Here is a 13,686-nt window from a genome sequence, read left to right on the forward strand (position 1 = left end):
TTATTTGCTTTAGTCTAAAAAGTGTAACAGGACAATTATGTTAGCACAAACTATTATCACCATAAGAAATACTAATCGTTAAAAATTCGAAATATAAAAAATTCAAAATTAATTTGGCGAGGCTTGACGTTAGCGAGTCTATTTGCTATATTCAAAACGATACAAAACGTATCATTTGAATTTATGAAGTGGATTCAAGGAATGAATTCAAGCAATGAGATGTTTTGCCAACATCTAAAAACCAAACCTGCAAGCGACTTTCACCATCCGTTAAGATTCTAGCTAAGGACAGCCAATGAATTTCTCTGACTTATACAATCAATCCATCAACGACAAACAAGCCTTCTGGGGCGAGCAAGCCAAACGAATCTATTGGCATCAACAACCTACCCAAATTTTAGACGATAGTAAGCTGCCCTTTGCCAAATGGTTTGTCGGCGGCGAAACCAATTTGTGTTACAACATGGTCGATCGCCACCTTGAAAACCGGGCAGAGCAAGATGCCTTTGTGTGGGTCTCTACCGAAATCAATGCTGAAATGATTGATAATTACCCCAATATTCAGAAAGCTTTTAAGGCACTTGGCAACCCTGTTGAACTGTATACCGACTATGCCAAACGCCGTTTAACTTACAACGATTTATACAAAGAAGTGAACTATTTTGCCGATGTGCTAAAACGTCATGGTATTGACAAAGGCGACCGTGTTGTCATCTATATGCCGATGATTTTGGAAGCGGCATATGCCATGCTGGCTTGTGTGCGTATCGGGGCGATTCATTCGGTGGTATTTGGCGGATTTGCCTCGCATAACCTCGCTGTACGCATGGATGATGCCGAAGCCAAAATGGTGATTACGGTCGATGCAGGGCTGCGCGGTGGCAAGCTCATTAATTACAAAAACTTGGTCAATAAAGCAGTCGAAGAAGCCAAAGTCAAAACCAATGTGCTGGTGATTGACCGTGGCATTATGCCATATACAGCAGAGCCGCAGGACATCGACTATGTCACCGAGCGGGCAATAAGTGCTGATAACAATGCCAAAGTCGATTGTGTTTGGCTAGAGTCCAATGCGCCATCGTATCTATTATATACCTCAGGCACGACAGGCACACCCAAAGGCGTACAGCGTGATACAGGCGGTCATGCAGTAGCCCTTGCCACCGCGATGGATTTTGTCTATAACGGTAATGCTGGCGAGACGTTTTGGGCGATTTCGGATATCGGTTGGGCAGTGGGTCACTCGTTTAGCATCTATGCCCCGTTACTGGCAGGCATGACCAGTATCATATATGAAGGTTTGCCAACCACGCCAAACCCGGGGATTTGGTGGCGGATTGTCGAAGCCAATAAAGTCAATATTTTGTTAACTGCACCGACAGGCGTGCGGATGCTACGTAAACAAGACGAAATGTGGATGAGCCGTCACGATATCTCAAGCCTAAAAGCATTCTTCTTGGCAGGTGAGCCACTCGATGAGCCAACGGCCCAGTGGCTAACAGGTCACATGGGGGTGCCAATCATTGACCACTATTGGCAAACTGAGTCGGGCTGGCCCATCCTAAGCCATGCCCCAAAATTTGCAGACAATCCCGACCACAAGCCACACAAACAAGGCACACCCGGCTATCCGATGTTTGGATATGACGCCAAAGTCATCAATGGAACCACAGGCGAACCCTGCCAAGCCAATGAAAAAGGCATGTTGGTGTTGGCCGCACCTTTACCACCTGGGTGTTTGACCACCGTTTGGCGAAATGACGAGCGTTTTATCAATGGCTATTTTTCACTACTTGATGGCAAACAATACGCAACATCAGACTATGCGGTGATGGATGAATACGGCTACTACTATATTCTAGGGCGAACCGATGATGTCATCAATGTGGCAGGTCACCGTTTGGGTACCAAGGAAATCGAGGAGGCCATCGGTCATCACCCCGAAGTCGCCGAATCAGCGGTTGTTGGCATCCATGATGAGCTTAAAGGTGAGCTACCCATTGCCTTTTGTATCCTAAAAAATCATGACTTAGTAGCAGAAACCGAAAACCGTTTCCGCATTGAGCAGCAAATCGTGGGTGAAGTCGCAAGACAGTTGGGCGCCCTTGCTAAACCTGCGGCTATTTATTTTCCCAAAGCTTTACCCAAAACCCGCTCAGGCAAAATCTTACGCCGCTCTATCAAGGCGCTGGCGGAAGGCAAAGAAACAGGCGACATGAGTACCCTTGATGACCCAACTGCGATTGAGGCGGTCAGACAAGCGATGGCGGATTACTAATGGCAATTAAGTTGTCCACCAATAAGTTGTCAGGGCTTAAAAATCAGGGGTGATTGTGATGGAAAATTATGCCTTACTGGCTTTTAGGCACGCGCCCACGCCGATAGTGGTATTAAGCTATCGGCGTATCAAAGCGCTCAACGATGCCTTTGCCAATTTGTTCGGTTATGCGCACGATGAGCTACTCAATCAATCGATGCAAAAATTGTTTCCCAGTGTCGAAGATTTTGAAAAAATTGGCAAAGAAGCATTAACAGGTTTGGGATTACAGACCAACATGCATTACTGCGATGAGCGCTTTATGCGTCATAAAACAGGGGAAATATTCTGGGCAACTACCCACGGACGCACCTTAACCCCAGATGACCCCTTCAAACTGGCAATTTGGCATTTTGAAAAAAAACCGCAATTATCGTCCGAATCGCAGCTCACCGCACGTGAAGCCCAAATTGCGCAGTATGTGGTCAATGGCTATACCTGTAAAGAGATTGGTAAGTCACTTGGTTTATCCCCCAGAACCATTGAAGTGCATAAAGCCAACTTAATGAAAAAATTGGGCGCTCGCAGCAAAGGTGAGCTAGCCTCAAAAATTATTGTCATTAACCCTATGGCAGCCGCCCAGCAAAACTACTCCAGAAAAACTACTCCAGAAAAAATACTTAAGTAATTAAGTATGATTGACAGTACCCCCCCCAACTCATTCACACTGTTTTGCAACGCGTTTAACGCTATCAAACGCTATACACCCAACACGGTAAAAACAAGGATTGTTACGATGACTACCCAAACTGTAAAACAACTCATCAACGGCGAATTTGTCGAATCAACCACTAGTGAGTGGATTGACCTGAGCAACCCAGCTACCCAACAAGTGATTGCCAAAGTACCCCAAACTACCCCCAATGAAATTAACCAAGCTGTCGCGGCGGCGGCAGAAGCGTTCAAAACCTGGCGCAAAACCCCAATCAACACGCGCTCACGCATTTTCTTAAAATACCAACAACTGATTCGTGACAATATGGACGAGCTTGCCGCCATGCTCACCGAAGAACAAGGCAAAACCCTAGCCGATGCCAAAGGCGATGTGTTCCGTGGTCTTGAAGTCGTCGAACACGCCTCAGGCATTGGCAATCTGCAACAAGGCGCGTTTATCGAAAACGTAGCGACTGGCGTGGATATGTATAATATTCAGCAACCACTTGGCGTGTGTGCAGGTATTACCCCGTTTAACTTCCCCGCCATGATTCCACTTTGGATGTTCCCAATGGCGATTGCCACCGGTAACACCTTCGTATTAAAACCGTCAGAACAAAACCCGATGGTCACCATGCGCTTGGTAGAGCTGGCGCTCGAAGCTGGAATTCCAAAAGGTGTGTTAAACGTGGTGCATGGCGGCAAAGACACCGTTGATGCCATCTGTGACCACCCCGATATCAAAGCCATTTCATTTGTCGGCTCAACCGCAGTCGGTACACACGTCTATAACCGCGCCAGCCAAGCAGGTAAACGCGTCCAATGTATGATGGGGGCTAAAAACCACGCCGTCATCCTACCAGATGCCAACAAAGAGCAATGTCTTAACCAACTAGCCGGTGCTGCATTTGGTGCCGCAGGTCAGCGCTGTATGGCGTTATCCGTGGTGATTCTAGTCGGTGAAGCCAAAAACTGGGTGGGTGACATCGTGGAACGTGCCAAAAAATTGGTGGTGGCAGCCGGTAAAGATGACAAAGACTTAGGACCTGTGATTTCAAAAGCGGCCAAAGCGCGTGTTGAACGTCTAATCCAAGCGGGCGCGGATGAAGGCGCACAAATCCTGCTCGATGGTCGTGGTATCAAGGTGGAAGGGTTTGAGAACGGTAATTTTGTCGGACCGACTATTTTGGATAACGTCACTACCGATATGACTTGCTACAAAGAAGAAATCTTTGGACCGGTGCTTGATATCATGTACGCCGATAGCCTAGATGAAGCGATTGCCATTATCAATGCTAATCCAAACGGTAATGGCACGGCTATCTTTACCCAATCAGGTGCGGCAGCGCATAAATTCCAACAAGATATTGATGTGGGGCAAGTCGGTATTAATTTACCCATTCCTGTGCCACTACCGATGTTCTCATTCACCGGCTCTCGCGCCAGTAAGTTGGGTGACTTAGGTCCTTATGGTAAGCAAGCGGTGCAGTTTTATACCCAAACCAAAACCGTCACCGCCCGTTGGTTTGATGATGAAGCCAGCAAAGGCGTTAACACTACCATTTCATTAAAATAAATAGACGTTAACATTTAATATTTCGTGATTAAGACTGATTGAATTGGGCTATCAGGTTAAAAACGTTATAGCCAATATAGCCAAGCGTCGTGATTTTGCATTAAGTTAAAGCAACGCTTGGCAACGACTGATGGCATGGATGTAATTTAGCCATAAAAAGGAATTTACCATGAATTTTTCCCTTACCGAAGACCAACAAGCTTTTGCTGATTTGGCTGCTCAATTTGCCGCCAAATCACTAGCACCTAACGCTGCCGAATGGGATGCCACAGGCTATTTTCCCAAAGAGGTGTTCAAAGCCGCCGGTGAACTGGGCTTTATGGGGCTTTACACCAACCCTGATTTTGGCGGACTGGGCTTGCCGCGCCTTGATGCGGCAATTATCTTTGAAAAACTGGCGTATGGCGATACTTCAACTGCCGCATTCATGACCATTCACAACATGGTCGCTTGGATGATTGGCGAGTTTGCCAAACCCGAGGTTGCCGAAAAATACTTGCCTGAATTATTAGCGGGCGAAAAATTGGGTAGCTACTGTTTGACAGAGCCCAATGCTGGCTCAGATGCGGGTTCATTAAAAACCAAAGCCGTCAAACAAGGCGACTATTACCACATTACTGGGCAAAAAATGTTTATCTCTGGGGCAGGGGCGACCGATGTGCTTGTGGTGATGGCGCGCACCTCGGACAATGGGGCAAAAGGCGTGTCTGCCTTTATCGTCGATGCCAACAGCGATGGCATCAGCTACGGCAAAAATGAACATAAAATGGGCTGGAAAAACCAACCGACCGCCGCGGTACATTTTACCGATGTCAAAGTCCCTGCCGAAAATCTACTGGGGGAAGAAGGACAGGGCTTTACCTTTGCCATGAAAGGCTTGGATGGCGGGCGTATCAATATCGCCACGTGTGCGGTGGGTACGGCTCAAGCTGCTCTTGACCGTGCCGTGCAGTATGTACAGGAGCGTAGTCAGTTTGGCAAAACCCTTGACCAATTCCAAAATGTGCAGTTTAAACTTGCCGATATGCTCACCCATTTGGTATCGGCTCGGCAGATGGTGCGATTGGCGGCGTATCATTTGGATAGCAAATCGCCCGATGCCACGGCGTATTGTGCGATGGCAAAACGCCTTGCCACGGATTTGAGTTTTGATATCGCCAACCAAGCGCTACAGCTACACGGGGGCTACGGTTATCTACAAGAATATCCCCTAGAGCGTCATGTGCGCGATTTGCGCGTGCATCAAATCCTAGAAGGCACCAATGAAGTGATGCGGATGATTGTGTCTCGCAAAATGATGGAAGATGGGGCGTTGGCAAGATTGCAATAAATTTAAAGGCATTTTAAAAGGAATTTACCATGTCAAATTACACCAATTTAAAATTAACAATCGACAATCACGTTGCGGTTTTGACGCTCAATAATCCGCCTGCCCACACTTGGACAAAAGAGAGTTTAGCCAGTTTAAAGCAGCTCATTAGCGATTTAAACGACAGCAAGCAAGTTACCGCTTTGGTAGTGCATGGCGATGGCGAAAAGTTCTTTAGTGCAGGGGCGGACTTGAACAGCTTTGCCAGTGGTGACAAAGGACAAGCCGCGGAGATGGCGATGGCATTTGGAGAAGCGTTTGAAGCGTTGTCCAATTTCCGTGGCGTGTCAATTGCCTGTATCAACGGCTATGCGATGGGTGGCGGGCTTGAGTGTGCCCTAGCGTGTGATATCCGTATTGCCGAGAGCCATGCCCAAATGGCACTCCCTGAGCTATCGGTTGGCTTATTGCCGTGTGCAGGCGGTACGCAAAACTTGCCGTGGCTGGTGGGTGAAGGCTGGGCAAAGCGCATGATTTTATGCGGTGAGCGTATCAAAGCAGATAAGGCGCTGCAAATTGGTTTGGTGGAAGAAGTCGTGGAAAGCGGCAAAGGGTTAGAGACGGCTTTAGAATTGGCTCAAAAAGTGGCGAAGCAATCCCCCGATGCGATTGCGTCGAGTAAAACCTTGATTATGTCGGCACGTTATCAACCACCAAGTTTTAACTGGATAAAGGAACGTGAGTTATTTATTAAGCTGTTTGATGGCGACAACCAACAAGAAGGCGTCAATGCGTTTTTAGAAAAACGTAGTCCTGAGTGGAAATAAACAAAAACTATTTATGAGTGAAATTCAACTATTCTTCATAACTGATATTACCAATTTAGTTTTTGCATATGAGCACCCATTAAATGAAGAATGGGAAAATAAACTACTAATAAAAAATCATTATACTTATATTGATGATAAATTACTTAGATATTTAGCTGATAGTTTAGAATGGGTTAATTTTAGTGTTGATGATAAAGACGTGGTTTATCAAGGATTAGATTTTGAAGGTGTGAATACGCTTTATCCAAATCAAATAACCATTTTTAAAAAGTTAATTTTGGCTTGGATTGCAGTTTTTGAAAATGCAAACCAAACATTTGATTTAAACCGTTTTAACCAAACTCAAACTTTTGATAAATCCACTGTTTTAACGCAACTTTATCAATTAGTTGAGTTTTGTCAAATTGTTGAAAATAACCCAAATAAATGCTTAGTACATATCGGACTATAATAGGAAAATAAAAATGAGCGAGGAAAACCAACAACCTGTAATATTTGAAACCATAGCCACCCACTGTGGTCACCACATCGGTACAATGACCCTAAACGACCCGAAAGCCCTAAACGCCCTAAGCATCGATATGTGCAAACTGATGGCAAATCAGCTCACCAAATGGGCAACTGATGACAACATCGTCGCCATTTTGCTAAAGGGAAGTGGCGACAAGGCATTTTGTGCAGGGGGCAATATCCGCAAACTGTATGACAGCATGACTGACACTCCGCCCCAAGTGCCTATGCAGCAGCCTAATCCGTACGGGGTTGAATTCTTCGAAAACGAATACAGCCTATACCGGCAAATGCACTTTTACCCAAAACCGATTGTCTTGTGGGGTAATGGTATTGTCATGGGCGGTGGCATGGGCTTGATGGCGATGTGTAGCCATCGTATCGTCACCGAAACCACCCGTTTTGCCATGCCAGAGATTACCATCGGCTTATACCCCGATGCCACAGGTTCGTGGTTTTTGGCGCGTATGCCTGCCAAAATTGGGCTGTTTTTGGGCTTGACAGGGGCGAACTGTAACGCCAACGATGCGATTTTCTCTAGCCTTGCCGAGTATGCCGTGGCAAGTACAGAATATGACAAAGTGCTTGACGCGCTAAAACAAGCCAATTGGCAAGCTGACAACAATTTACATGATATCGCAAGCCAAGCCTTAGCCAAAATTCATCATACTGAGCATTTAGCAGACAGTCATTTGATGATGCATTTTAATACTATCCAAGCGCTAGTAAACAAAGGCTCAGTGCATGATATAGATGCAGCCTTGCGCGATGATAACTTCACCAAAGTCAACGGCGAAGCGGATAAATGGCTCACCAAAGCGGTCGAGACTTATCAGCACGGGTGCCCTGTTAGTGCGGCATTAACGGTTGAGATGTTTAAACATGCCAGCAAATTATCGCTTGAGCAAGTGCTATATATGGAGATGAATGCGTCGCTACATTGTGTCAATTACCCCGATTTTCGTGAGGGTGTACGCGCCTTACTGATTGATAAAGACAAATCGCCAATATGGAGTAAAACCCTTGATGAATGCGATGACCGCTATATCCAGTCACATCTTGCGTCAGCTTTCCCCAATAGCGAACATCCTTTTGAGTCTTGGTTGGGTAGCGATTCGCTCTCAGCAAAATTAGCCAAACGTGCTGTATAAAGTTTACAAACACCACAACATACAAGGATTGTATATGCCAAATAATCGACAAACAGCCATTAAAAAAATTGCCTTTATCGGGCTTGGTAACATGGGCAAACCGATGGCAGAAAATCTCATCAAAAATGGCTTTGCCCTTAACGTATTTGACCTAAACACCGCCGTGCTAGACGACCTTGCCAAACAAGGGGCAAACGTGGCGACTTCACCTGTGGACGCAAGCAAAGAGGTGGATATGGTCATCACCATGTTACCTGCAGGTCAACATGTCAAAGAGGTGTATCTGGGTAAAGACGGTAATCAAGGCTTGCTCGATGTGGTGAGTAAAGATACCTTGCTGGTCGATAGTAGCACCATCGCAGCGAGTGATGCGCGTGAAGTTGCCCAAGTCGCGGCGGAGAAAGGTATTGGTTTTATGGATGCGCCCGTATCAGGCGGTACGGCAGGGGCAGCAGCAGGGACACTTAGCTTTATCGTGGGCGGGCAAGCTGAGCAATTTGAGCAAGTCAAACCCGTGCTAGAAGTGATGGGAAAAAATATCTTTCACGCGGGCGAGGTCGGTGCAGGTCAAGTCGCCAAAATCTGTAATAACATGCTGCTTGGCGTGATTATGACAGGGACAGCCGAAGCCATGAATCTGGGCGCCAAAAACGGATTAGACCCAAAAGTCTTAGCCAGTATTTTGTCAGCCAGCACCGGTCGTAACTGGGCGCTGGAAGTATGTAATCCGCATCCCGATGTTGGTGACGCCATGCCATCAAGCCGTGGTTATACCGGTGGATTTATGAGTAAACTCATGCTCAAAGACATGAACCTTGCCAAACAAACAGCCAATGATACCAAGGTGGTGACGCCAATGGCAGACCAAGCGACGGCGCTTTACACCAAACATAGCGAGCAGCATGGGGATAAAGATTTCTCAAGCATTATGGCGCATTATGATGCGAACGTTCTGCAATAAGTTTTGGCATTTAGCAAAAAGCTAGGATTTTTTTCTGGCTTTTTTCTGATCGTTAATTCAAAAGTTAACCCAAAAATAGGGTAGAATTAGCGTCAATCCCAATTTATCGCATTAGTGTTATTATGTCTAAGCCAACAGTACGCCCCAAAAAACCAAAAATTGTCTTTTTTGATATTGATGACACCTTGTACATCAAGCAGCAAGAAAGGGTGCCGCAATCCGCGATTGAGGCACTTAAAAAATTAAAGCAGCAAGGCATTATGGTCGCTATCGCCACGGGTCGGGGGCGTGCGGTTTTTCCCAAAGCTGTGTATGAGCTCATTGAAACTGTGGGTATCGATGTGCTGGTCACCATCAACGGTCAATGCAGTCACCACCAAGGTGAATTGTTAGCGCATTATCCGATGACCACTGCGCAAATTAAACTGATTACCGATTATGTTGAATCAAACAATTTATCCTATGCCTACATGACAGATACGGAAATTATCGCGTTAGCGGAAGATGATGCGCTGTCAGAAGCTTTGAATTCACTTAAAATAGCTTACCGTACTGCCCGTCATGATGACATTGATTTGTCGATACCTATTTATCAAGTCGTGGCATTTCATCCTGACAACACGCAGGTAAATTTTGAATTCCCCCCGACTTTAAAAATTATGCGCTGGCATAAAAACGGTATCGATATTCTAGATGCGACAGGCTCGAAGGCACGCGGCATTGCGCAGGCACTCAATAAACTGGGGCTGGATTTTGAAGATGCGATGGCATTCGGCGATGGGGTGAATGATATCGAAATGCTACAGACAGTCGGCTTTGGCGTGGCGATGGGGAATGCCCATCCCGATGTGAAAGCGGCGGCTGACTATGTATGTCCGACTGCGTGGGAAGATGGTATCTATCAAGGTTTACAACATTTGGGTTTGTTGCCACATTGATGAGGCAGCAAATGATTAAGCCTCGCCATGTTATATAAAATCTATCAATAGAATCGCTTTGAGCGTTTTAACTTTACCTTGTCAAAAGTGCCAAGGATAACATTTAAATTTCCCCAAAAAACGCATCACGAATATCATCGGCAGCTTTTTGCATATCAGGTACAAACCCAATCAAGTCCTCGAGGGATTTGCGCGTTTTAGGTGCGGTTGTGTACAGTGAGCCGATGTAACGACCTTGGGTGTCATTGATTGCCACGGCAATTGAGACCGCTTGGGCAATATATTCTTCATCAGAAATTGCATAGCGCTGCTTGGCTACCTGCTCAAGACTTTGATTGAGCGCATCCCTATCGGTAATCGTGGCAGGGGTGATAGCGGTTAACGATAAATTTTTTAGTAGCGTCACCCTATCATCTTTTGTGAGCGTACTTAGGTAGATTTTACCAGCCGCCGTACACCAAATGGGTGCTTGCGAATCAGTGGGCATATACACTTGTAAGGCAGAAGGACAAGGTACGCGGTCGGTATATACCATGTTGACGTAATAAGGTACCGCCATGCCACAGGTTTCACCGATTTTATCGACCAGTCTTTGCAAAATCGCAAACCGCTGAATCGCCACTTGCTGGCTTTGCCAAAGATGAATCGCCATATGCCGCGTACGCGACGCAGGCACAATCGTACCATTGATATCGACCCGCACAAAGCCTTCTTCTTGCAGCTGCTGTATCAGCCGGTGCATGGTTGGTTTTGGAATATCCAAAATCTCAGACAAATCCAGCGGGGATAAAGGACGCTGTGCCGCAGACACGGCTTCGATGATTTTTAAAACACGGGTAATAGAAGAAACTCGAGCCATTATATTGTCTTTTTAAGTCTAGGGTCAGCACGTCGCCAGAAAAAATTGAAAAAAATATTTTGCAAAGTTAGCAGTGATTAAAGTGCAAGGTTTTTTGATTATACCAAAATTTTTTTAAACTTCACCTGCTATTTGCGGGTTCATTATGCATAACCTCAGTGTTGCAGACCCAATTTGCTTTCAAATTGAGCTTGTGGGCAATATCCGCTAATATAGTCGGCATTTAACGCTTAACCAAGCCACATTTATCAATTTGGGGAAAACACATGCCGCGTTTTGTCAGTTTTAATATCAATGGATTGCGGGCGCGCCCACACCAGCTTGAAGCCATTCGCGATATCATCGCGCCCGATGTCATTGGGCTACAAGAAACCAAAGTACATGATGATGCATTTCCGCTACAGAGCGTGCAGCAATTGGGCTATCATGTCGAATTTTTCGGGCAAAAATCTCATTATGGGGTGGCGTTATTATCGCGACAAAAACCTATTTTTGTACAAAAAGGCTTTCCAACCGACAGCGACGATGCGCAGCGACGATTTATCCATGCGCGCTATGATTTTAATGGCAAATATATTGATGTGCTCAATGGCTATTTCCCGCAAGGCGAAAATCGCAAGCATGAAACCAAATTTCCGATGAAGCGTAAATTCTATGCCGATTTAACCCACTATATCTTGCAGCTTAAAGCAGAAAATCGCAGTATGATTTTGATGGGGGATATGAATATTGCGCCGCTTGATTTTGATATTGGCATTAGCGAGGATAGTGTTAAACGTTGGCTAAAAAATGGCACGTGCTCGTTTTTGCCAGAGGAGCGAGAGTGGTACCAAGCCTTGCTTGCGACAGATTTGTATGATACTTATCGGGCGTTATATGCCGACGGTCAAGCGCTGAGCTGGTTTGATTATCGCAGCAAGGGATTTGACGATGAGCCAAAGCGTGGGCTGCGCATTGACCATATCTTGATGACGCCTGATTTGGCGGATAAGCTCAACGGTGCAGGCGTCAGCTATGATTTGCGTGCCATGGAAAAACCCAGCGACCATGCCCCGATTTGGGCAGATTTTTTGGATTAATCAATTAAACAACAGTAAGGAGCGCTCTCATGCCAGTTGGCAATGTCGAACTTGTAAAATTAAACCCAGTGAAAGGGATAAAAATTGGCATCACCGAAGCCCACGTGCGCTACGCAGGGCGCAAAGACTTAACGGTTTTTGACATCATAGCGGGCGCAAATACCGCGGTTGTCACCACACAAAACCAATTTTGTGCCGCGCCTGTGCAGTTGCTGCGAGAATTTATCGCCAAAGACAGTCCCCGTTATTTGATTGTCAACACAGGCAACGCCAACGCTGCCACAGGTGAAGACGGTAAACAGCGTGCCAAAACAACGTGTGTGGCACTGGCAGAAAAAACCGCTGTCGCGGCCGAGCAAGTATTGCCATACTCCACCGGGGTGATTGGGGAAACCTTGCCAGCGGATAAAATCATCGCGGGGTTAGACAGCGCCTTAGCCAATTTAACCGAAGATAATTGGCTTAATGCCGCTCACAGCATCATGACTACCGATACCACCCCAAAAGGACATAGCGAACAAGTCACGATTGATACCATCACCTATACCGTGACAGGTATCTCAAAAGGGGCGGGCATGATTCGCCCCAATATGGCGACCATGCTTGGCTTTGTGGCAACCGATGCCAACATTGAAAAATCGTTGCTACAACATATCTTGACCGACACGGTGAATCGGTCATTTAACCGCATCACGGTGGATGGCGATACCTCGACCAATGACTGCTGTACGTTGATTGCCACAGGACAAGTTGGGGAGGTGATTGACAGTGAAAATCACCCACATTATCAAGCAATTTATCAAGCAATTAAAAATGTGATGATTCGAATCGCTCAATTGATTGTACGCGATGGTGAAGGGGCAACCAAATTTATCACGGTCAAAGTGACAGGCGGTGAAACCGCTGAAGAATGTGCCAAAATCGCGTATGAAGTGGCGCATTCACCGCTGGTAAAAACCGCATTTTTTGCCAGTGACCCAAATTGGGGGCGTATTTTGGCAGCGGTAGGCAAAGCGGGCGTGATGCTCGACCAGTCAAAAGTGGCGGTATCACTCGATGAGGTGCGTATCTGCGAGCGTGGCGGCTTGGCACATGACTATACCGAGGCGCGTGGCAGCGAGGTGATGAAGCGTCCTGAAATTACCATTCATATTGAATTGGGTCGCGGGCAGGCGAGTGATACCGTCTATACCTGTGATTTATCATACGAGTATATCAAAATCAATGCTGATTATCGTTCTTAAAGTCAATCTTAAAGTCAATTAAAGGTAACGAATGAAAAAACTAACCACTCTGCTTTTTTTGCTGACCACCGCTGTTATCTTACAAGGGTGTGTGCATAAAATTGTCACTGTCCCTGTCAAAGTTGCCTACAAGACCACCAAAGGGGTGGTCAAAGGCACGGTAGCCGTCGCCAAAGCGGTGATACCAGGCGGCTAATACCAAGCGATAATGACGACAAAAAAGACTAAGCACAGGCTGTCTAGTCATTTATGTCACAC

General features: G+C 46.1%; 13 protein-coding genes. 12 read left to right on the forward strand and 1 reads right to left on the reverse strand.

Annotation, left to right across the window (positions count from 1 at the left end):
- Positions 1-295 precede the first annotated feature (295 nt).
- The 9 genes from RTN07_RS02085 to RTN07_RS02125 all read left to right on the forward strand — a co-directional run bounded on the left by RTN07_RS02085 (position 296) and on the right by RTN07_RS02125 (position 10,246).
- Positions 296-2,278 carry a propionate--CoA ligase gene (locus RTN07_RS02085; RefSeq protein ID WP_312175244.1) on the forward strand — a complete coding sequence of 661 codons (1,983 nt, stop codon included), beginning with the start codon at positions 296-298 and terminating at the stop codon, positions 2,276-2,278.
- 58 nt (positions 2,279-2,336) lie between these two features.
- Complete coding sequence (locus tag RTN07_RS02090) at positions 2,337-2,945, forward strand: PAS domain-containing protein (RefSeq protein ID WP_312175246.1); 609 nt, start codon at positions 2,337-2,339, stop codon at positions 2,943-2,945.
- Between the two features lie 108 nt (positions 2,946-3,053).
- A complete protein-coding gene (locus RTN07_RS02095) occupies positions 3,054-4,547 on the forward strand; it encodes a CoA-acylating methylmalonate-semialdehyde dehydrogenase (protein ID WP_312175248.1) in 1,494 nt (497 codons plus the stop codon).
- A 169-nt stretch (positions 4,548-4,716) separates the two neighbouring features.
- Positions 4,717-5,877, forward strand: coding sequence for an acyl-CoA dehydrogenase family protein (locus RTN07_RS02100; RefSeq protein WP_007116828.1), 1,161 nt, complete (start codon positions 4,717-4,719; stop codon positions 5,875-5,877).
- A gap of 29 nt (positions 5,878-5,906) precedes the next feature.
- Positions 5,907-6,683 carry an enoyl-CoA hydratase gene (locus RTN07_RS02105; RefSeq protein WP_284033924.1) on the forward strand — a complete coding sequence of 259 codons (777 nt, stop codon included), beginning with the start codon at positions 5,907-5,909 and terminating at the stop codon, positions 6,681-6,683.
- 13 nt (positions 6,684-6,696) lie between these two features.
- Complete coding sequence (locus RTN07_RS02110; RefSeq protein ID WP_099807927.1) at positions 6,697-7,137, forward strand: hypothetical protein; 441 nt, start codon at positions 6,697-6,699, stop codon at positions 7,135-7,137.
- A 13-nt stretch (positions 7,138-7,150) separates the two neighbouring features.
- Positions 7,151-8,347, forward strand: a complete 1,197-nt coding sequence (locus RTN07_RS02115) for an enoyl-CoA hydratase/isomerase family protein (protein ID WP_312175252.1) — start codon at positions 7,151-7,153, stop codon at positions 8,345-8,347.
- Between the two features lie 34 nt (positions 8,348-8,381).
- On the forward strand, positions 8,382-9,308 hold the full coding sequence (mmsB, locus tag RTN07_RS02120) for a 3-hydroxyisobutyrate dehydrogenase (RefSeq protein WP_312175254.1): 927 nt from the start codon (positions 8,382-8,384) through the stop codon (positions 9,306-9,308).
- A gap of 122 nt (positions 9,309-9,430) precedes the next feature.
- A complete protein-coding gene (locus RTN07_RS02125) occupies positions 9,431-10,246 on the forward strand; it encodes a Cof-type HAD-IIB family hydrolase (RefSeq protein WP_312175256.1) in 816 nt (271 codons plus the stop codon).
- A gap of 103 nt (positions 10,247-10,349) precedes the next feature.
- On the opposite strand, the gene RTN07_RS02130 is transcribed toward RTN07_RS02125, so the two are convergent.
- Positions 10,350-11,105, reverse strand: a complete 756-nt coding sequence (locus RTN07_RS02130; protein ID WP_050324324.1) for an IclR family transcriptional regulator — start codon at positions 11,103-11,105, stop codon at positions 10,350-10,352.
- Positions 11,106-11,371: 266 nt separating this feature from the next.
- On the opposite strand from RTN07_RS02130, the gene xthA reads away from it, so the two are divergent.
- From xthA to RTN07_RS02145, 3 genes are read left to right on the forward strand one after another with little or no spacing between them, the layout of a single operon-like run.
- Complete coding sequence (gene xthA / locus RTN07_RS02135) at positions 11,372-12,184, forward strand: exodeoxyribonuclease III (RefSeq protein WP_312175259.1); 813 nt, start codon at positions 11,372-11,374, stop codon at positions 12,182-12,184.
- Positions 12,185-12,213: 29 nt separating this feature from the next.
- Complete coding sequence (gene argJ, locus RTN07_RS02140; RefSeq protein WP_312175261.1) at positions 12,214-13,428, forward strand: bifunctional glutamate N-acetyltransferase/amino-acid acetyltransferase ArgJ; 1,215 nt, start codon at positions 12,214-12,216, stop codon at positions 13,426-13,428.
- Positions 13,429-13,459: 31 nt separating this feature from the next.
- Entirely contained in the window at positions 13,460-13,624 is a 165-nt protein-coding gene (locus tag RTN07_RS02145; protein ID WP_167541431.1) for an NF038104 family lipoprotein, read from the forward strand.
- Positions 13,625-13,686 lie beyond the last annotated feature (62 nt).

The sequence above is a fragment of the Moraxella sp. CTOTU46934 genome, assembly GCF_031979465.1.
Lineage (GTDB): Bacteria > Pseudomonadota > Gammaproteobacteria > Pseudomonadales > Moraxellaceae > Faucicola > Faucicola tetraodonis.

Coding starts and splice junctions, on each gene's coding strand:
- RTN07_RS02085 (WP_312175244.1), top strand. CDS start 296: ATGAATTTCTCTGACTTATACAATCAATCCATCAACGACAAACAAGCC.
- RTN07_RS02090 (WP_312175246.1), top strand. CDS start 2,337: ATGGAAAATTATGCCTTACTGGCTTTTAGGCACGCGCCCACGCCGATA.
- RTN07_RS02095 (WP_312175248.1), top strand. CDS start 3,054: ATGACTACCCAAACTGTAAAACAACTCATCAACGGCGAATTTGTCGAA.
- RTN07_RS02100 (WP_007116828.1), top strand. CDS start 4,717: ATGAATTTTTCCCTTACCGAAGACCAACAAGCTTTTGCTGATTTGGCT.
- RTN07_RS02105 (WP_284033924.1), top strand. CDS start 5,907: ATGTCAAATTACACCAATTTAAAATTAACAATCGACAATCACGTTGCG.
- RTN07_RS02110 (WP_099807927.1), top strand. CDS start 6,697: ATGAGTGAAATTCAACTATTCTTCATAACTGATATTACCAATTTAGTT.
- RTN07_RS02115 (WP_312175252.1), top strand. CDS start 7,151: ATGAGCGAGGAAAACCAACAACCTGTAATATTTGAAACCATAGCCACC.
- mmsB (WP_312175254.1), top strand. CDS start 8,382: ATGCCAAATAATCGACAAACAGCCATTAAAAAAATTGCCTTTATCGGG.
- RTN07_RS02125 (WP_312175256.1), top strand. CDS start 9,431: ATGTCTAAGCCAACAGTACGCCCCAAAAAACCAAAAATTGTCTTTTTT.
- RTN07_RS02130 (WP_050324324.1), bottom strand. CDS start 11,105: ATGGCTCGAGTTTCTTCTATTACCCGTGTTTTAAAAATCATCGAAGCC.
- xthA (WP_312175259.1), top strand. CDS start 11,372: ATGCCGCGTTTTGTCAGTTTTAATATCAATGGATTGCGGGCGCGCCCA.
- argJ (WP_312175261.1), top strand. CDS start 12,214: ATGCCAGTTGGCAATGTCGAACTTGTAAAATTAAACCCAGTGAAAGGG.
- RTN07_RS02145 (WP_167541431.1), top strand. CDS start 13,460: ATGAAAAAACTAACCACTCTGCTTTTTTTGCTGACCACCGCTGTTATC.